Annotated in this window: 15 protein-coding genes and 2 tRNA genes; 9 read left to right on the forward strand and 8 right to left on the reverse strand. The window is 47.1% G+C overall.

Features of this window, described 5'->3' with window-relative positions:
* Positions 1-186: 186 nt before the first annotated feature.
* From P2W84_RS13195 to P2W84_RS13220, 6 genes are all read left to right on the forward strand, one after another.
* Positions 187-342 (forward strand): hypothetical protein, encoded by a 156-nt coding sequence (locus P2W84_RS13195; RefSeq protein ID WP_276090609.1) that lies wholly within the window; start codon positions 187-189, stop codon positions 340-342.
* 409 nt (positions 343-751) lie between these two features.
* Positions 752-825: transfer RNA gene (locus tag P2W84_RS13200), tRNA-Pro, on the forward strand.
* A gap of 54 nt (positions 826-879) precedes the next feature.
* Positions 880-953, forward strand: a tRNA-Pro gene (locus tag P2W84_RS13205).
* A gap of 48 nt (positions 954-1,001) precedes the next feature.
* Positions 1,002-1,370, forward strand: a complete 369-nt coding sequence (locus P2W84_RS13210; protein ID WP_276090610.1) for a DUF4180 domain-containing protein — start codon at positions 1,002-1,004, stop codon at positions 1,368-1,370.
* 78 nt (positions 1,371-1,448) lie between these two features.
* Positions 1,449-2,393, forward strand: a complete 945-nt coding sequence (locus P2W84_RS13215; protein ID WP_276090611.1) for an AraC family transcriptional regulator — start codon at positions 1,449-1,451, stop codon at positions 2,391-2,393.
* Positions 2,394-2,475: 82 nt separating this feature from the next.
* Complete coding sequence (locus P2W84_RS13220) at positions 2,476-3,321, forward strand: SDR family NAD(P)-dependent oxidoreductase (protein ID WP_276090612.1); 846 nt, start codon at positions 2,476-2,478, stop codon at positions 3,319-3,321.
* 128 nt (positions 3,322-3,449) lie between these two features.
* On the opposite strand, the gene P2W84_RS13225 is transcribed toward P2W84_RS13220, so the two are convergent.
* Together P2W84_RS13225 and P2W84_RS13230 are read right to left on the reverse strand one after the other, a co-directional pair.
* Positions 3,450-5,141 (reverse strand): FAD-dependent oxidoreductase, encoded by a 1,692-nt coding sequence (locus P2W84_RS13225; RefSeq protein ID WP_276090613.1) that lies wholly within the window; start codon positions 5,139-5,141, stop codon positions 3,450-3,452.
* A gap of 79 nt (positions 5,142-5,220) precedes the next feature.
* A complete protein-coding gene (locus P2W84_RS13230; protein ID WP_276090614.1) occupies positions 5,221-7,491 on the reverse strand; it encodes a glycoside hydrolase N-terminal domain-containing protein in 2,271 nt (756 codons plus the stop codon).
* Positions 7,492-7,645: 154 nt separating this feature from the next.
* Here P2W84_RS13230 and P2W84_RS13235 point away from each other — a divergent pair, with 154 nt between their 5' ends.
* Complete coding sequence (locus P2W84_RS13235) at positions 7,646-9,082, forward strand: PAS domain-containing protein (RefSeq protein WP_276090615.1); 1,437 nt, start codon at positions 7,646-7,648, stop codon at positions 9,080-9,082.
* Positions 9,083-9,220: 138 nt separating this feature from the next.
* Positions 9,221-10,255, forward strand: a complete 1,035-nt coding sequence (locus P2W84_RS13240) for a LacI family DNA-binding transcriptional regulator (RefSeq protein ID WP_276090616.1) — start codon at positions 9,221-9,223, stop codon at positions 10,253-10,255.
* Here P2W84_RS13240 and P2W84_RS13245 read toward each other — a convergent pair.
* Positions 10,249-11,601 (reverse strand): Gfo/Idh/MocA family oxidoreductase, encoded by a 1,353-nt coding sequence (locus P2W84_RS13245; RefSeq protein WP_276090617.1) that lies wholly within the window; start codon positions 11,599-11,601, stop codon positions 10,249-10,251. The genes P2W84_RS13240 and P2W84_RS13245 overlap by 7 nt on opposite strands.
* A gap of 166 nt (positions 11,602-11,767) precedes the next feature.
* Here P2W84_RS13245 and P2W84_RS13250 point away from each other — a divergent pair, with 166 nt between their 5' ends.
* Positions 11,768-12,811, forward strand: coding sequence for an aminoglycoside phosphotransferase family protein (locus tag P2W84_RS13250; RefSeq protein WP_276090618.1), 1,044 nt, complete (start codon positions 11,768-11,770; stop codon positions 12,809-12,811).
* Between the two features lie 71 nt (positions 12,812-12,882).
* Here the strand turns inward: P2W84_RS13250 and P2W84_RS13255 are convergent, their stop codons facing one another.
* The 5 genes from P2W84_RS13255 to P2W84_RS13275 all read right to left on the reverse strand — a co-directional run bounded on the left by P2W84_RS13255 (position 12,883) and on the right by P2W84_RS13275 (position 20,378).
* Positions 12,883-13,941, reverse strand: a complete 1,059-nt coding sequence (locus tag P2W84_RS13255) for a DUF5007 domain-containing protein (RefSeq protein WP_276090619.1) — start codon at positions 13,939-13,941, stop codon at positions 12,883-12,885.
* Positions 13,942-13,973: 32 nt separating this feature from the next.
* On the reverse strand, positions 13,974-14,678 hold the full coding sequence (locus P2W84_RS13260) for a hypothetical protein (RefSeq protein WP_276090620.1): 705 nt from the start codon (positions 14,676-14,678) through the stop codon (positions 13,974-13,976).
* A gap of 23 nt (positions 14,679-14,701) precedes the next feature.
* Complete coding sequence (locus tag P2W84_RS13265; protein ID WP_276090621.1) at positions 14,702-16,237, reverse strand: RagB/SusD family nutrient uptake outer membrane protein; 1,536 nt, start codon at positions 16,235-16,237, stop codon at positions 14,702-14,704.
* Between the two features lie 14 nt (positions 16,238-16,251).
* Positions 16,252-19,431, reverse strand: a complete 3,180-nt coding sequence (locus tag P2W84_RS13270) for a TonB-dependent receptor (RefSeq protein ID WP_276090622.1) — start codon at positions 19,429-19,431, stop codon at positions 16,252-16,254.
* A 311-nt stretch (positions 19,432-19,742) separates the two neighbouring features.
* On the reverse strand, positions 19,743-20,378 hold the full coding sequence (locus P2W84_RS13275) for a DUF1080 domain-containing protein (RefSeq protein ID WP_276090623.1): 636 nt from the start codon (positions 20,376-20,378) through the stop codon (positions 19,743-19,745).
* Between the last annotated feature and the right edge of the window lie 34 nt (positions 20,379-20,412).

Below are 20,412 nucleotides of genomic sequence, written 5' to 3' on the forward strand. Positions count from 1 at the left end.
TTTTAATATTTGGTTTTATATCAATATTAGCGATCCCGGTTGCGGACGGCAACCTGCACTATCATGCGAACCATCCTGTACTTTCCTGAAAAAAACCATTCATTCCGAGGTTCATGGCATGCTTAAAACGCTTTAGCAAAAAATAAAAAAAACAGCGAATTCCTATTCAAATCTCATTCTTCCATCATGCTTACCAGCAGTACCGGGGCAGCTTCGGAGCAGATGCATAGCCTGTTCGGAAAAAGATACCCGTTTTCCGAAGCTACTGCGCTGTTGGACGGGGTTTGCCACGGTCCTACCCGGAGCAATGACCGTTCCAGGAGTTTACAGTGGTTGAGCTGACCTTAGCTTTAGTTCCCTCCCTACCTTAGTCGGGATTGCTCCAGAACTTCTGCGGGACTTCTTCACAAAACAGGTACCCTTTTGTGAGCAAATCATGGTTTAATCCTGGATCATTCACTATTTAGGTGGGGACTAAACTTGGCCATCACCGGTACAACCATTTATCATACTAACTACTCAATCATAAAACAGGCATCAACATTCCTATGATGACAGAGCTTAACTGCCGATTTAAGGTGCGTTATGGGCAAAAGCACAGGTAAGTAATTGATTGTGAGAAGCTAGCTCACAGAACATGGATAAATCCGCTTTTTTTTGCAGCAAACCGCCAATATTTTATTTGCGTCGATATGTTTTTTTTATATCTTTGCGTCCCGTAGCAATTCAGGCTACAGCAAAGGTACCAGTTCGGGGTGTAGCGTAGCCCGGTATCGCGCCACATTTGGGATGTGGAGGTCGTAGGTTCGAATCCTGCCACCCCGACAAAAAACACTCGGAAGCGTGTTTGATATTATTGAGAAAAAGAAGATACCAGTTCGGGGTGTAGCGTAGCCCGGTATCGCGCCACATTTGGGATGTGGAGGTCGTAGGTTCGAATCCTGCCACCCCGACGAAAGCCACTGACTATTAGTGGCTTTTTTGTTTAACAGCATTTAAGAATGGAAATTGTCACCCATAATATAAATGACATCAAAACTGCAGAAATTGTCGCAGATGAAACCATCTTAGCCTCTGTTGAGGACGGACTGGATTTATTGGGAGATCTATATTATCAGGGTTATGATTGTATCATTATACCTGATCAGAATATCTCAGAGAAATTCTTTGATCTCAAGACCAAACTGGCAGGAGAGGTATTGCAGAAATTCGTGCAATATCGTGTTTCGCTGATCATTATCGGCGATTTCTTAAAATATACGAGCAAGAGCTTGAACGACTTTATATACGAAAGTAACAAGGGTAGGCATATTAATTTCGTGACATCGCTATCTGAAGCCTTAGCGCGCGTACCAAAAAGTAAACCTTAGTATCGGGCAATTAAGAATAAGTTCGAACTTTGTACTGTCACCCCGACTTAACCGGACAAAGGAGAAAACTCTATTGCTATGAAAAACACAAGCATTCCACGCCTCGACCTGCAAACCTTTGCTGAACGCGGCTATCAGGCACCGTTCCTGGATGTCCAGCACTATCCAATCGAATCCGCCTATTTCGTAATAGAGAATCGCGATAATTATCCGGTCCATGATTACATTTCGCCGCATCGTCGCAAGTTCTATAAGATTTTTCACATGACACGCGGCACCGGCGTGCTCACGATCGGATTACACCGATACGAAATGGGGCCAAACGAAATTGCGTTCCTGCATCCAGACGAGATCATGTCCTGGCAAACGACGTCTAGCGACACCGGGGGTCATTTTTGCCTCGTGCATCCAGAATATTTTGGGCATGATGCTGACCATGTGCTCCAGCTTTTCCGTCAATTTCCAAATTTTGAGACAGACAAGGCCGTAGTCCAATTGACCGACACCCAGTCACAGCAGATCAACAACTATTTCGAGACCATGTATCGCGAAGACCGGGGCAACAGCGAGGACAAGAAACAAGCGATCTTATTGCAACTGCAACTGTTGCTGCTGGAAAGCAAACGCGCCGGTAAAAACCGACCTCGTATAACGCCGCCAGAGAGCTACGGCCACTTTTACCGTTTTCTGGCGCTTCTGGAGTCATCGTTCCGGGTACAGGAGCGGGATGCTTATGTCAAGTTGAAAACAGCAACCGAATTTGCCGACCAGCTACACGTACATCCCAACTATCTGAATGCTTTGGTGCGCGGCCAGACAGGAAAAACCCTACGGGAACACATCCAGGACCGACTGCTGCATGAGGCCAAGTCGCTGCTGGTGCAGACTGACTGGGGCATCAATGAAATCAGTAGTGCTTTAGGCTTTTCAGGTCAGGCGGCCTTTACTTCATTCTTCCGAAAAAAGACAAACGTTTCACCCTCTGTCTTTCGAAAGGAGGCCCCTGTTCCGGTATATATTTGAAAGTCACAAATATCCCTGTGTTTTGAATAAGGCCCAGCGGGCCTTTTGTCCTCAACTTTGTATCAATAAAATGATCAAAGATATGAAAACTCAAAAAGTATGGCTCGTTACAGGAGCCTCAAAAGGACTAGGATTAACATTAGTGAAACATTTACTCGCTGGTGGTTATAGGGTAGCCGCCACTTCGAGAGATGCTGAAGCGTTGCGCAGCGAGATTGGTCATCAGGGTGATGGCTTCCTGCCGCTGGAGGTAAACCTTACGAGCAACACTGCCGTAGCTGAAGCGGTGGCAAGCATTGTAGCTCAGTTTGGCACGATCGACGTTGTGGTGAACAATGCAGGATATGGTCAGTTAGGCACCCTGGAAGAATTAAGCGATGAAGAAGCGCGCGAAAATTTCGATGTAAACGTATTCGGATCGCTGAATGTGATCCGCAATGTAATGCCGGTTTTCCGGGAAAAAAGATCAGGCGCATTTTTTAACATCTCGTCTATTGCAGGGTTTCTCGGGTCGTTTCCAGGCTGGGGCATCTATAATGCCACCAAATTTGCAGTAGCTGGTTTCACTGAAGCGCTCTCCGCAGAAGTAAAATCATTGGGCATCAGCGCCACCATTGTCTACCCCGGTTACTTCAAGACCAACTTCCTGCATCAGGGCTCTTTACGCACCGCAAAACACCCGATCGCTGATTTCAAAGAAGCGCGCGATCTGGAGGTTATCCACAACGAAAAGATTATTGGCAACCAGCCTGGTGATCCGGAAAACGCTGCCGAGGCTTTCATCAAAGTCGCAGAAATGGAAGAACGCCCACTGCACCTCTTCCTGGGATCTGACGCTTTCGGTATGGCGTACAACAAGATCGAAGCTGTTCAAAAGGACCTGACCGCTTTTGAGACCATCAGCAAATCGACTGATTACCAGCAATAATCGGGAACGCCAACGGAGATTTCCCTTTGACTTGGAAACCAATTGTCAAAGGGAAATCCCTGCAGGCAAGCCATTGCCAGCAGAAATGCAGCGAGCGGTATAATTTTTTTAAACATAAGATCTTCATTTTACATTTTCAGCTTCTGCCCCTGCTTCAGCAAGGCTTCACTTAGTTTGCCATAGCTTACCTCCTGGACAGTTACATTTGCGTCAATGGCCAGCGCCGCTGCCGTTGCTGCTGATTCGCCAAGGATCATAAAGACGGGTTCCATTCTTGCAGAGCCATAGGCGATGTGTGAACTTGACAAACACACCGGTACAAGCAGGTTGGCACACTGGCTGGCTTTAGGAACGATCGCGCCATAACCGATGCTGTAAGGCCGCGGTGGATGAACACCAATATCCCCCTCGTTCTGAACATACCCCTTTTCTGTGACGTAACGTTGCGTATTGTGAGAATCCAGTGAATATGAGCCCATTCCAATTGGTTCAGCAACCTTACGCTTTCCGAGCACTTCGTGTTCTGTCATGACATAATCGCTTACCATCCTTCTCGCCTCCCGGATATACAGCTGATGCGGCCAGTTGCCGTTATCTTTAAACTCGTCCTTTGAAAGTCCCCAGGTCTTCAGCCGTTCCTGCAAGGCAGCAGGTACCCGACGATCGGTGATCATAAAATAATACAAACCTTTCTGATAGTCCTCATGTGCCTTGATGATTTTGCGCCGGTCCTCATATGAGGCTTCGGGATAGCCATAGTTCATACCTATATAATCGGTACTGAAAGGTCCGTGGTTGTTTGTATCGGTCTTTCTATTGGGAATATCATCAAATTTATCGAACAGTTCGGTCCATCCGCTTTGAAAAACCCTTGCCAGCAGCTCATAGTCCATCGGGTCATAATTGTCGGGCTTTGGAAATGCGATCCGGTTTTCCGGTTTATTGGTCAGGCACATCCGGAAGCAATAGGCCTGAAGCTTGCTGTCGCCACTGCCCTTTTCTCCGGGAGCTTTAGCTGAAATACCTTTCAGCAAGCCGCTAGCCTTGTTTCCGGAAATACGGTAAGGATCGACTGCTTGCTTGAAATGGTGCCCGTGCTGGAACACACCGGTCTGCACGCCATTCCAGGTTTCGCCATATACGGAATTGGCTTCCCGGCCAATGTGATAGCTTACACCGGCCGCTGCCATTAGATCGCCTTCGTAAGTGGCATCAATGAATACCTTCCCTTTATAGACATTGCGGTTAAGAGTCCTGAAAGAAATGATCCTGCCGTTCTTGACAGAAACACCTTTCTTCCGGTCCAGCCATTCATCGCGGCGTATATCAAGTTTATACTCCCGGGCAAAATCCTCCATAATCTGCTCAGCAACATGGGGTTCAAATATCCACATCGTCCTTTCGGTTCCATCAATTGCAGGGGTGCCCTGTCCCTTGTTGCCGTATTCGGAGGGCTTCTGCCACTTCCAGGCACTGTCTTGCTGGTAATGCAGGTAAACCCGGTGGTAAAATTCCCTGGACAAGCCTCCGATTACCTCTTTATTTCCCGTATCGGTAAAGCCAAGGCCGCCGGACGAAAGTCCGCCGAGATGCTTGTCCGGTGAGACCACGATGACCGATTTACCGGCGCGTGAAGCGGCAACCGCGGCAGTTACCGCAGCAGAAGTGCCGCCATAAATAACAATGTCTGCGCTGTAGGTTTTTGCAGGAGTACTTGTAAGGTTCCCGGGACCTGATATCGGAGCAGCATGTAAGGCCGCGGCGTTGTACACCATCATAACCGCGACCAGGATACAGTAAAGTTGCTTCACAGTGATCATAATTTGGTTTGATCACCAATATCGTCAATTAATCCCGGGAAACCGGAGCGTGAAGAAATTTTCACACCCGGCTGGCCCATCAGTTCGCGCTCAGTTTATAAGTTTTGCCTGCCTGGGTATTGAACCTGTAAACATGGTCATCTGCATTACCAGTCTGTTTGACCGCAAAACCTGCTTTAAGTGCATTTGGGCTATGGACTATGCAGGGTCCTCCGGAAAGTGATTTCACAGTAACGGAAACGACCTTGCCACTCTTCCACTGCAGATCAGTAACTTCAAAATTACCCCTGGCCCGGAGTCCTTTTACGTACCCGTCTGCCCAGGCATCCGGCAAGGCCGGAATGAGCTGTAGCTCTCCGGTCTGGCTCTGCAGCAGCATTTCTGCTACACCAGCCACATAACCGAAATTCCCATCGATCTGGAATGGCGGATGCGCACAAAGTAAATTGGCGTATACGCCGCCGCCTTCATTGTAATCTACACCGCTGCCACCTACAGGTTTAATAAAGTTCTGTATAATCCGGTAAGCGTGATTGCCGTTCTGTAACCTGGCCCAGAAATTAACCTTCCAGGCCATGGACCAGCCGGTTGACTCATCGCCTCTTGCCTCCAGGCTTATCTTTGCCGCCTTAGCGAGTTCAGGCGTCTTTATCGTGCTGATCTGCTTTCCGGGATGCAGCGCAAATAAATGTGAGGCATGCCTGTGTCTGTCATTCGGGTCATCCCGATCGGTCTCCCATTCCTGCAATTGTCCCCATTTACCAATCTTAGGTCCCAGCAGATGTGCCCTAAGGTCTGCTATATGGTCACGATAAGCTTTGTCCACTTTCAGCACGTCAGCGGCGGCAATATAATTGGTAAACAAATCATAGATGATCTGCTGGTCATAGCTGACGCCGTCTTCTGTGGGTCCATGTTCAGGTGACCAGCCATTTGGCGCTACCAGCACGCCATCAGGGCGTCTTTTCAGGTGGTCATCCCAGAATTCCGATATTTCCTTCAGCAAGGGATACCCATATTGTTTCAGATAAACCAGGTCTTTGGTAAAGGCATAATGTTCCCATACATCCTGCACATACCAGGCACTGCCCGGTGTGTTCCACAAAAAGCTCTCTCCGCCAAAAATATTGTTCTCCGTCTTCACGGTCCAGCCCCTTCTACCCGGGTATTCCTTCTGGGTATTGGCTTTTTTAACCTCGCGCATACTATTGATATAGTCGAGGTAAGGGAAATGACATTCAGAAAGGTTCGTCGGCTCTGCCAGCCAGTAATTCATCTGGATATTGATATTCGAATGATAATCGCTTCTCCATGGCGGCGTATTGCTGTTGTTCCAGAGTCCTTGCAGGTTTGCCGGTAAGCCGCCTTTTCGAGAAGAACTGATCAGCAGGTATCTTCCGTAATAGAACAGCATTTCTTCGAGTCCATGGTCGGTCGCCTGCTTATATTGCGCGAGACGCTTATAAGTAGGTAACGATTGTTGCGCAGAAGCCGTCTGTCCCAGACTAAGCGAGACCCTTCCGAAAAGCGACTGGTAATCCTTCAGGTGGGCAGCTTTCAAAACCTCATATTTTTTGGATGACGCCACCGCGAGTGCTGCTTTCACTTTAGGACCGGGCGCTGCGCCACGCCAGAATTGGCCACGCTTATTGCTGTAATCGGTTCCGGCTGTCAGGAATACGGTAAAAGCGTTTGCATTGCGGATATTCAGCTGAAAGCCTCCTTTGCCGTCCGGTTCTACAATATGTGTACCGCCTTCTACCTTCACGCCAAGATTGGCCTGATAGGTAAGCCCGTTTTCAAGTCTTCCTCCGATCTGCAGGCCAAGCCCGGAGGCTGCAACTACGGCGCCATGCGCATCCTTTAACCTGATCTTTACCGAATAAGCATCCTTTGTGCCCGAAGTGTACCTGAGCACCATAGCCTTGTCAGGAAAGCTGCAAAAATATTCTCGTTTGTAGGGAATACCGCTGAGTGTATAGCTAACTGTCTGTATGGCCTGCCCCAGGTTCAGTACCCTTTTATAATCCCCAGGTACCGCCAGCCCTGAATCCAGGCCTGCAAAATCAATATAGATGTCGCCGAAAGCCTGGTAAGCACCTGTTTCCTGCTCATCTCCAGTCCAGAGGCTCATCTCATTAAACTGAATATGCTCCTGGTGCAGTCCGCCGAAAACCATTCCTCCCAGACGGCCGTTACCCATTGGATAGGCATCTGTCATCCATTGCCGTGCAGGCTTGTCATCCCATATGGTCTTGTTCTGTGCGAGGGCGCTTTCATGCAACGTCCACACCACAAAAAAAATCAAGGCAAAAAGCCCTTTAATAAGCGAAAATGTCTTTGGTTTCATTGTGTATCAGCAGGTTTAATTTAATATTCAAGGATAGCCAAAGATTTTTGACTGATATTAAGTGATTTTAACAAGCTCATCAATTTTTTTGACATTATTTGGTTTTAACTTCCTATCTTCCGCTAATTCAACAGACTTACATCTTCATCAGAAAATGCAGACCAGACTGGAACTTTATCAAAAGGTAACACCTTTGGCCAGACTTGGAATTTGGGAACGAAAATTACAGACCGGAGAGGTGTTCTGGAACGAGGTCATCAGGGACATTTACGAAGTATCGGAAGATTTCAATCCTGTATATGAGATCACGCTGAGTTTTTACCAGGACCAGAGGCAGCTTACTGAAATGATAGACCGGGTGATCCGAACCGCGGGACCTGAGACCGGCAACTTCCTGATACGCACCGCAAAAGGTAATTACAAATGGGTAAAAATAAGGGTCAATGCCTGCCATGACCAGGGACAATGTACATCCACATTCGGCACGCTGGAAGATGTGACCGATGAGGTCAATACACTGCGCCAGCTCGACAATATCATTAAGAGCACCCGGGTAGGCACCTGGGAATGGAACATAGAGACCGGTTTCATGACCTGCAACAAAAGGGCTGCGGATATCCTCGGCTATGATCATGAAGCCATACAGGGTGAAATGCTACAGAACTGGCAGCGGCTGCTCCATCCCAGGGACATGGACGTCTTCAATGCCCAGTTGCAGATCTGCTTCAACCGGGAAAAAAAATACTTTGCGGCCGAATGCCGGATGCGCCATGATTCCGGAAAATGGCTTTGGATAGAGATCAGGGGAAAAGTCGTCCAATGGAATGGCAATACACCTGTATATATGCTCGGGACCTTTGCGAACATTCATGAGCGTAAGATCCTGGAAGAAGAAAGGGAACAAACACTAGGTATCATCAGAGAACAAAACAACCGCCTGATGAATTTTGCCCATATTGTTTCCCATAATCTCAGATCGCATACCGGCAATATCCAGATGCTCCTGGAGGTCCTGGATTTTGAAAAAGATGAAGCAGAGAAGGAAAAACTGCTCGGTATGCTGCATACCAATGCCACTAACCTGCAGGAAACGCTGTCCCATCTCAACGACACGATCAAGATCTCAGATACCGGCGCCAGGTATGTAAAAATCATCAATCCACACAGTGAGATCAGAAAAGTGACCACCGTATTGTCGCAATCGATACATTCATCAGGAGCGGAGATCAATATCGACGCGGACCCTGAGCTAAATATAAACTACGATCCGGCTTATTTCGAAAGCATACTGCTTAACCTCATCAGTAATGCCATTAAGTATCGTGACCGGAGCAGACAGCTCAGGATCCGTATCCGTTGCCGGGCATCTGGCGGCAGCTATCTCCTGGAAGTAGAGGATAACGGCCTGGGGATCGATCTGGAAAAAAACGGGCATAAACTCTTCGGCATGTACAAAACCTTTCATGGCAATGAAGATGCACGGGGTATCGGCCTGTTCCTGGTCAAAAACCAGATTGATGCCATGGGTGGCAGTATACACATAGACAGTACACCAGGGCAAGGCACCAGATTTAAAATCCATATCATATGAACATGAAGCGATTACCTTCCATGTTTATTGTAGACGACGCCCGCAAGCAGCCGAATATCCACAAGTGAGTAATTTTTATATCAAACCCATCTCACAGGCAACGCTTGTCGAAATCCTGCAATTGTAGTAACTTGCCGTATGGCCAATAAACTACCCACACTGAAAGAAATTGCTAAAAACCTCGGTTTATCGGTATCTACTGTATCCAGAGCCCTGCACGACCATCCTACCATAGGGCTCACGACCAGGCAAAAGGTAAAGAAGATGGCAGAGGACCTTAACTATGAGCCCAATCAGAGCGCAATTTTCTTCCAGATGGGGAAAACATTTACTATAGGTGTCATTCTTCCAGAGCTGTCAGAAGCATTTTTTTCCGCTGTGACTACGGCTATTGAGGAAACCGCCTATAAAAAAAACTATACAGTATTGCTGGCCCAGTCTCATGATGACGAAAAAAAAGAACGGGAACTGGTAGAAAAAATGAAAAACAACCGGATTGACGGACTACTGGTTTCACTAGCCAAAAGCACCAGTTCTTTCGACCATTTCGAGAGACTTCAGAAATATGACATACCCGTCGTTTTCTTTGACCGTATCCCCCCCTTGCCTAATATCCACTCGGTTTCCTGCAATATTGAAACCGGGACCGTCGAAGCGGTGAATTACCTGCTCAAAAAGGGCCATCGTACCATTGGCATGATCAACGGGCCAAAGACCCTGTTTGCCTCCGGTGAGCGTAAGGAGGGTTATATTAAGGCTATGCAAAAAAACCGGCTTAAATTTGACCCCACGCTTGTACTTAATTGTGATCTTACAGAAACCGGAGCGTCAGGTGCTTTGAATACGCTGCTGAACCATAAGCGAAAAGTAACGGCCATTGTTACTTTTAACGATTATATTGCGCTGTTTATCATGAAGCACCTGCGCGCCCTTAACCTGACCGGACAGGAAAAACCTGAAATTGTCAGTTATGCCAACCTGCCGCTCATCCACTACATTGAGCATGTACCCGTAGCTACGGTAGAACAGTTCCCCTATCTTCAGGGACAACGGGCTACCGAAGTTCTTCTGGACCTGCTATCCAGAAAGGACAGGAACGATCAGCAACCCGCCGCCTATTACAATATCGTTATAGAGTCCCAGCTTATTGAGTCTGGAAAGACCGATCAATAATCGTCGTTTAATGCAAAGACAGGCTTTCTGGTCATCCAGGCCCCACTCGTAAAATCCGGGAATTCTACCGTTTCGTTACCCATTTCTATAGACTGCTCGCTCAGGGGAGTTATTGCACTCCAGGCTGCAGCGTCATATACATCCATTGGTGTAGCGACACCACGCTTCGCAGATTCAATGAAGGCATGTATCACAAAAAAGTCCATGCCACCATGCCCGGCCCCTTCCGCATCCTTACTATACTTTTTCCACAGCGGATGGTCATATTTTTCCAGCCACGCCTTCGCATCTTCCCACTGGTGCGGCTTGCTGATACCTTCCACGTAAATACTCTTATTCACGTCCATCCACAGGCCATGCGTACCTTGTACTCTAAAGCCGAGTGAGTAAGGCCTGGGCAGATTCGTATCGTGTTGTAAGATCACAGTTTCACCGTTGGCACAGTCAATCGTGGTCGTCACAATATCACCAAGCCTGAAATTTACTTTTGTATTCGGATGGTCTGCACCACCTTTATCTACAATATAGTTATGTAACCCCCTGGATTTCGTGGCAAAGGAATTGAGTTTCAGGAAACGGTTACCCCGGTTAATATTAATGTAGTTGGCGACAGGGCCAATACCGTGTGTAGGGTATAGGTCGCCATTACGGTGCACTGAATGGTTGGTACGCCAGCGTGCCTCCGAAAAGCCCTTTTCATCAAACTCCACACCGCCTCCATAAGGTTTAACCCCGTCATTGAATTTCACCTCCCTCAGATCATGCTGGTAGCCGCCCTGCAAATGGATCAGTTCACCGAAAACTCCCTGCCTGACCATATTCAGAACAGCCATGACATCACGACGGTAACACACATTCTCCAGCATCATGACATGGGCATTATGCTGTTCCGCAGCGTGAACTACGTCCCAGTGGTCCTGAAGCGTGATGCCCAGCATTACCTCGGTAGCAACATATTTAAGCCCGGCATGAAGTGAAGCAATGATCATCGGCTTGTGCCATTCCCAGGGTGTGGCGATGAGCACAGATTGCAGTCCCTTCACCTCCAGCAGCTTATTCCATGCATAATCGTCTCCGGTAAATACCTTCGGCATTGGCTTGCCGCTTTTAGTGATCATTGATTTCGCTGTGTTCAGCATCCGCTGGTCTACATCAGCAATAGCAATCAGCTCCACATCATCCCGGTCCAGCAGCAACGCGAGATGATTCTGCCCCCTCAATCCTGTACCAATCAGTCCCACCTTTAATTTGGTCGCGGTTCTTTTCGCAAAAAGTTCATGCCCGGGTACGAGTGTAATTCCTGCAGCTGTAAGTCCTGTGCTCTTTAAGAATTCACGTCTCTTCATATGACTGTCCTTATTTAGTATATATTTAATCGTTTAGTTTGACAGGTTGAAAATAGCCATTACACCCCTCTCTGTTATTTTGATTTTTACACAATCGTTTGCATATCCATTAACTGGTTTTATTTTTTAGGTTTACGTAAAGTATAAAAGACTCACACAGAAAAAGATGCCCGAACAGTTATTGCCACTATATGGGATCAGTCAGGAGAATGCAGTCATTCAACCATACGGAGCTGGTCTGATCAACCATACCTGGCGAATCAGTACAGATTCCCGCACCTATATCCTGCAACGCGTGAACCAGGCAGTATTTAAGCACCCTGAAGCAATCGACAAAAACCTCAGGATGCTTAAGGCACATGTAGCAGAAACGTATCCTGGTTATCTCTTTGTCGCTCCTTTGCCGGCATTATCTGGCGAAACCCTGGTGGTTCACGATGGTGATCATTACCGGCTCTTCCCGTTCATTGACGGCACCCACGCCATTAATGTAGCGGGGAAACCTGATGAAGCCTTTGAGGCTGCCCGTCAGTTCGCACGTTTCAGCAGGCTGTTTAGCGATTTTGATGCCAAACGGCTGAATGCAACCCTTCCCGATTTCCATAATCTGAACCTCCGCTACAGGCAATTTCTGAAGGCCTGCAAGACCGCTGGTCCGGAAAGGATGTCCAAAGCATTAAACTCAATAGAATTTGCAAGGAAAAACGAGCATATTGTCGATGTCTTTAACGACATCGTCGCCAATTCCCGCATTCCCCTCCGTGTCGTCCATCACGACACCAAGATCAACAATGTACTATTTGATAAGTATAACAAAGCCATTTGCGTCATCGATCTGGATACAGTAATGCCTGGTTATTTCATCAGCGATGTGGGCGATATGATGCGCACTTATCTTTCACCAGCCGGCGAGGAAGAACAGGACACCACGCAAGTCCAGGTTCGTCCGGATTATTTTAAGGCCATTTATGAAGGCTATATTGAGGAAATGGGTGACATCATGACCCATATTGAAAGATCAAGCTTCATTTATGCCGGCCGCTTTCTGATTTTCATGCAGGCACTTCGCTTTTTGACCGACTATCTCCAAAACGACGTTTATTATGGAGCAAGATACGAAGACCACAATCTGCGCCGGGCAGAAAATCAGTTCACCCTGCTCAAAAGATATGTGGAGCATGAGGCAGAATTCAGGCACATTGCTCCTTAGATATTGCTCCATAAATAAAAGAGCGGCTGTCCCAGTTTATGGAACAGCCGCTTCGTTTTTGTAGTGCGTGATTACTTTTTGGTAACCATCAGCTTCAATTCGTAAATGTACTTCCCGGGTACATTGAGCTTCGTATTGAACCTGATATTGATCTTCACCGGCTGGGCAGTATAAGTCAGGTATTTGGGTAGGTTTGGCGGGTTCCAGCTTGTTGCATCTGCATAATCGATCGAAGCGATCCATTTTTCATAAATGCGGTAATAGCAGTTCAACCCATTGCTCTGCGAATCCCAGTATACATCCGGGAACCTGGTTTGCGCATAGTCATACAACACTGCTGTATCGGTCACCGTTGTCTTATAAGCAAATGTAGATAGCGTTTTCAGATAAGTATTGCCGCTTGGCCTGCGTTCCAGCGCCGCCCCAGGAAAGACCGCACCATTTTTGTCGATCACTTTCAGTACGATCTGGTTGGGTGTATTGGCAACCTTCCGGATGGTCAGCTTTACATTAGTAGACTGGCCGGCAGATTCATTCACCCATTGATCATCATAAGGAAACCTGACCGCCGTCTCACTGTTTACCGGCAGCGCAAGGAAATAGGGTGTATTTACATATTCATACTGCTTTACCGGGTTGATCACGATACTGGTAATGCCGGTATATACCTTCGTTCCATTCGGGTTTTCTACCTTTAGGTCAATTAAGTACTCGCCCGTTGGTACACTGTCTGTTGCCTGAGTGAACATGAGTTGCCCACTGCGCTCAAGCACAGTCAGCGGTTCCTTCCGTTCCACACCTCGTTTTGCGTTGATTAGTTCCAGCGTAGTATCCGTCAGTGGGTTATAGGCCTGTTTCCAAACATTTACATTGTATTGCTTAAAAAAGGATGCTTCCCGCAGTCCCGTCTCCTTATGCCGTACGTCCAGTAAAGTAACCTTAAGCGGCGGCGTGGAATCATCGGTGATCAGCCCGTTAGAGATCAGGAATACCCCCTGACTCACAGTCAGCGGGTTTGCGGCATACCTCAGGTTTTCACTCAGAAAGCCCACCGTAACTTTTTTGCAGGACAGTAGCCCGCAAAGCAGCAGCAACAATAGCGGCAGATATATTTTAATATTGGTCTTCATATCTAGTTCAGTTTAAATCAGTAATCACCTTATTAGTCTTGTTGCTTGAATATCCAGCTATGATAATTGGCCAGTACATGCACTACACCATTGGTCGTCAGTATGCCAGTCGTCTGGCAAATGGTCATCTCATCTTCCAGGTCCTCATCGCCGGAGGGATCTGTATGTGTATAATCGCTGTTATTGAAAATATCCTTCTGTCCCCTTACCTTCACCAGGTAAATATATTTCGGTTTTGTGCTGATGACCCCGTCTTGCTGGTATTCATTCCGTTCCTCCAGCACCACGTTCAGGCTGATGCCGGGTGTACTTGTCTGGTAGTCCTTACCGGCACTGTTCAGCACATCCCGGGTAATCCGTTCCTGGAAAAAATACATGCCCATAGAGTCCCGAAGCATCTGAGGGGTATAGTTCAGCAGCGAATCCAGTGTAAAGTTATTGCGTTCGTCTGTGCTCCTGGCCTCCGCTTGCTTAATGGCAAGGTAATTGGCAATTGCATAATCATTGGGCACAAAGAAAGTCCCCGGTCCGTTGATCAGGTCCTTCATACCCGCCTTATCTATGATCATCAGCGTCGTATCGAACATCTGCCTTGGGTGCGACTTCAGGTAGTCATAAGTTGTCATGTTCACTTCAGCCTGGCTCAGCCCTCCGTTAACCACTGCGTCTTTCTTACAGGAAGCTGCAGCGATCAGTATGGTCGTCATTACCAATGCACTATTTATTAATTTCTTCATGTTTATTCCTATTTTATTAAACCTTACAATTTACCCATCCACCATGGGTTCTGGCTGATCAGCCGGTTGGCATTCAGGATTGAGTTTGCAATCGGCCACAGGTATCCCTTTTGGTTGTATCTGTCTGCAGACATAGACCATGAACCGATGATCTGTCCGAAAAAAGCAGGACTGTTTGAATTCACTGCATTGCGCACCACATCGAAATAATTGTGTCCTTCTCCCACCAGTTCGCGTTCACGCTCCTGCATGATCTTTCTTTTCAATGCAGAACCATAATCCGTACTGATGTCAAATCCCGCTACGCCCGCGCGCGTCCTTACAGGCAGTGCCGCAGCAATAGCTTCCTGGTCATTTCCGAGGGCATTCAAAGCCTCTGCCTTCAGCAGCAGCATATCTGCAAGTCTGAAGATCACGAGGTTACTCTCTGCAAGCGGATTGGCCGAACTTGCCGCATTCTTGTAAGCGATATTCGCATACTTTTTCAGCGAAAGCTTCTGTTTCAGTGTACCGCTACCATTGCTTTCATAAAAAAACTCCGTTTTGCGTGCATCACCACTTTCATAGAGTGTATTGGTCATTTCTACAGGTACATAGTAGTAAGCAGGATTATAAGGCATCCCCGCCTTCTGTTCCGAGCTCACCGTAAGAAATGCCACATTGGCGGTAAATATGTAATCTGTATAGGCAGCAGCCTCATTGTCAGAACTTTTCGCCGTAAGCACAAATATATTCTCCGGAGCGGCCGACTGACTGAATACGTCCAGTATCGCTCCCTGAGGTTGCAAATGATAAAGATCTGTACGGTTGATCAGCGAATCCGCATAAGCGATTGTTTTTGTATAATCATTGGCCCAGGCACTTGCATGTGCAAGCAAAGCCAGCGCGGCTCCCTTGCTCGCCCGGCGCTTTTGATAGGTGCTGGCCTGCTCAAAAGTCAGTAGTGAGGAAGCTTTCTGTGCATCGGCAATTACCTGTTTAATGATCGTAGCTGCTTCGGTACGTCCAAGCTTCTGGGCCTGGTCAGCGGATGTCGTCGCCGTGAGCTGCAAAGGCACATCGCCCCATACTTTGGTCATGTAAAAATAAGCCATTGCCCTCAGGAAATAAGCTTCGCCCAGATATGCATTCTTTGCCTGCGGGCTTGAGAACACATCATCAGACATCCGGTTTACATTTTCGATGACCAGATTACTGGCATCCACTACGCGATACCAATTCGTCCAGTTGTGTGCGCCCTCTTCCCAGTAAGGTACCGTAAAACTCCCCGTAGTGACCAGATTGGTCGCCAGTGTACCCTGATCAGAATTGAACATCCCTACTGGTACATCACCCCAGATAAAGAAACAACTGTTTTGGTGCAGACTCTTCCTGAAAAGCCCGTAAGCCCCCAATACAGCGGACTGCACATCATTTTCTGATTTCCAAAACGAATCTGCATACGTATCATTGCTCAATTCGTTTTCCAGTGCCTTTTTACAGGAAACTACTGTCCCCATCAACATGCCCAGCACCACCACCAGGGCAAGGGTTTTGTATTTGATATTGTATATTTTCATGATTTTTTCCCCATTTAAAATTCAACCTGCAAACCCAGTGTATATTTTGTCGGTAGCGGATAACCGTCGCCGTAATCATAGCCCTGGCCATCTACACGTTCTGCATCAATGCCCGAAAACTTCTGGAACATAGCAATGTTGTCAATTGTCCCGTAAAGCCTCAGCCCGTTAATTTTCGCGCTTTGCATCCATTTGTGTTTCTGCGCCTCAAACCGGTAGCCCAGGTTAATGTTCTTGATGCGGATGTACCAGCCTGGTTCCTTAAAGAGCGACTGTCCGCTTCGCCATGCATACAGCCCCATAAAAGGGTTCAGCGCAGGCAGCGTGGCATGGTCACCAGCCTGTCTCCAGTAGTTATACTGGCTGATATCGGTAATGGATGCCTGTGCGAAATCAGAAGCACTGCCATAGAAGAGTCCGTTAGAGAGCCGTTGTGCCAGTGTATTGTTCATAATATCCCTGCCAAACGTGAAGGTGGTCAGTATTTGTACGGAGAAGTTTTTGTAGCTGAAATAGTTGGTAAAACCACCTGTTACAAAAGGATTGGGATCGCCAAAGAAGGTCTGGTCCTGCGCCCCGGTATTGTCTGAGATCATATAATCTCCGTTCACATCCCTCCAGTTTGGATAGCCAAGGCCCAGCGTACCCCATTTGGTAGAGCCCACTGCTCCCGTGTACGGGTTTACGATCAGGTCACTTTCCGAGTTGATCACCCCGTCTACGATATAACCATAGTACATATTTAGCGGTTTGCCCACTACATATACGGCATTGCCGTAATACAAGTCCCGGTTACCATTGGGCAGTTCCGTAACCATATTGCGGTTAAACGACATGTTCAGCGAGGGGTTCCACTGAAAGGCACTCTTCTCCGGCATCATTCTGGCATTCAGCGTAAACTCAATACCCGAGTTACGCACCCCTGCAGCGTTGGTAAAAGTACTGGTGTACCCGGTATATTCCGGGATGAGTATCCTCAGCATCTGTCCGGTCGTATTTCGGGTATATGCGTCGACCGAGCCACTCAGCCTTCCTTTCCAAAGCACGGCATCGATACCAACATTCCACTCTTCGGATTGCTGCCAGGTAATATCATCGTTGGTAATGCCATTGTAATTAGGGATGACCGCAGTGCCACCACCATAAGTAGTGGCATCGGAACCTGCATAATTGGCATTACCGGAAAGATAGGCATTGTAACGGTCTACATCACCAATACTACTTTCATCTCCTGCCCTTCCCCAGCTTCCCCTTAACTTCAGCTCATTGATCCAATCTGCCTTTTTAATGAATTCCTCTTCAGATGCCAGCCAGCCCAAAGAGGCGGAAGGGAAATACCCCCACTTGTTGTTCTTTCCAAACCTTGAAGAAGCATCAGCACGCCATACTACATCTAACAGATATTTATCTGCATAATCATAATGAAATGAACCCAGGTAAGAAAGCTTTCCATAGGTAGACAGATCGGAGTAACCGCTCAGGTCGGCACTGGCCACACCTTTAACCACCTTAATGTTATCATTCGGGATACCATAACCAGACAAATAAATAGCCTCATTTCTGCGGCTTTCAAATTCCTGCACAAAGTTCGCGTTCAGGTTGTGCTTTTCTCCGATAGATTTTATCCATAACAAACTGTTTGTCAGCACATATTTACGATACTGACTGTAATTAGACCTGGCAAATGCCCGTCCGTCGTCAGACAAGATAGAAGGCGTAGCGTAATCGTTCTTATTGGTAGAATAATTGATCGCTCCCCTGCTGCTCAACCGGAAACCTTCCAGAAAGCTGTACCGTAACTCACCGTTGGCACTGATGTCCGTGTTAATATTGTCGTTTCGCTGGTAAGCATAAGGATTGAGTATGCTTTCCAGATCATTTTCGGACATCTGCAACAATGAAGAAGGCATTGATATCGGGCTGATGGTAAAGATATCCCTGTACAGCGACGGCCGGCTATTTCCACTAAATGTAGAACCTTTGCCATTCAATCTCTTACCTGTAGAGGCCCGGATACTGGTGATCAGCTCGAGTTTCTTTGAAAAGTTAATGCCTACGTTGCTGTTCAGCGAATATCGTTTATAACCCGTATTCAGCACTACACCCTTCTCATCATACAATCCGGCACCGATACGATAATTGACAACCTCTGATCCACCCGATGCGGAAATGTCATAATTCTGGATGGCGCCCGACTGGTAAAACAAGTCCTGGTAATTGTTATTGTTATTGAAAGCCGGATTCAGACTATCCGTCAGCATAATGGGTATATTGTTGGCGATCTGTGCGTCGGTACCATAATTATAGATCAGGTCCATCTTCTGGCGACGTTCGGCGGCACCGATCAGCGTGGACACCTTTTGCGGCTTTGCGGTATAACCCTGATACATATTGAAACTAATGCGGGGCGCACCGATCTGACCACGTTTCGTTTTGATCAGTACCACACCGTTCGCAGCCCTGGATCCGTACATGGCGGCCGCAGATGCGTCCTTCAGAATATCTACCGATTCTACATCGTTTGGATTGAGGCTGGCCAGGAAGTTGGTACCGGTCTGATCAAAAGCCCTCACCTCATCGTCAGAGATTGGGATACCGTCGATAACATATAGTGGATTGCTGTACAGGTTATCGCCATCAAACCCGTCAGATGAAGCAGATATCTTGGTATTCCCCCTTATGACCAGTGATGTTTTGACACCTGGTTGCCCGGTAAAATTCTGTACATTGACTCCTGAAAGCTTACCCTGCAACAATACATCCAGACTGGCTGCCGGAAGATTTTCAATTTCCTTACCGGTAATACTGGAGATTGCCGAAGTGGCCTTCCGGCGCTCAATATTCTTATACCCCGTCACGATGACCTCGTCCAGGCCATTCTGAGACTCCGCAATTTCTACGTTGAGATCAGTCCTGCCCTTCAGCGCAATCTCTTTGATCTCGTAGCCCAGCATTCTAAAGATCAGCACGTCATTTTCTCCGGCTGGCAATGCATAGTTGCCTTGTGCATCTGTGATCGTACCCGAAGTAGTTTTACCCTTAATCTGGACCGTCACACCGGGCACAGGACCACTTTTGTCAGTTACCTTTCCGGTCACCCTCGTTTGGGCATAAGCAGCAGAAGCCAGCAGGAAAAAAGCAAGCACCGCAAACAGCTTAAAACCTCCTGTTCGATTGTAGAGTTTTACATTCATAAATTGTTTGGTTTTTTTAAGTTTAGTTAAATAAAGCAGGCGTTACCTGTTCACAACACAATATAGAGCACCAAACCATTAATAAATCCGACGTCATTCACACAAACGGTTGCGAATTCCATTCGTTAACTCCACAAAAAACCCAAACAACAACAAAAAATCCCAGAAAAACACTTGAAACAGAGAAAAAACACTCATCCAGACACAAACTAAAACAAAAACGCAATCGATTGATTATCTACACAGCAAAAATCACTGAATAAATTACAAACGATTGCGTAAGAATTGCCTCGAAAAGGCAAAAACATTGTTTAATCGGCCAGCGGCCTTACCTTAATATCTTTATAAAAAACCACGCTGCCCGGGTCATGCCCCTGCAGGGCAAAAGTTCCACTGGAAATTGCCCTGCCACCGGCATTCTTCCTGCCTATTTCCTCTGGCTCAGTGAATTCCACTACGGTTTTCCCATTGATCTTGATCGTAATGTCCTTGCCTTTGACCATGATGTACTCTTCATACCATTCATTGTCCTTCACATAGGTTTCCTTTACGTCCTTAATCCCATAAAGACTTCCGGTCCGGCGCCAGTCGCCATGAGAGTTGTTCACCTGCACCTCATAGCCTTTATCTGGAAAACCCTCCTGCTGAAATGCAGTATGAAAATAAATGCCCGAGTTGGCACCTGGTTTGGTCATGACCATTGCCTTAAATTCGAAATTCTTAAAATTGTGCTGCTTTACCGATCCGTCATAAAACAGGTGCGAAATTGGTCCGGCAACCTTGATCGTGCCGTTCTCTACACTGAATGTCTGTGGGTTCTGGTTCTTTTTCCAGCCGTTCAGGGTCTTGCCGTCAAACAGGCTGATCCATTTTCCACCTTGGTCCTGTTTCACACTGGAGCAAGAGAGAAACAAAGGGAGCGCACAGATTGCAAATAATTTCTTCATGATTTTAGGTTAAAAAAGTGTGTCTGGTTTTTTG

It is taken from the genome of Pedobacter sp. JY14-1 (assembly GCF_029269825.1).
In the GTDB taxonomy this organism is placed as follows: domain Bacteria; phylum Bacteroidota; class Bacteroidia; order Sphingobacteriales; family Sphingobacteriaceae; genus Pedobacter.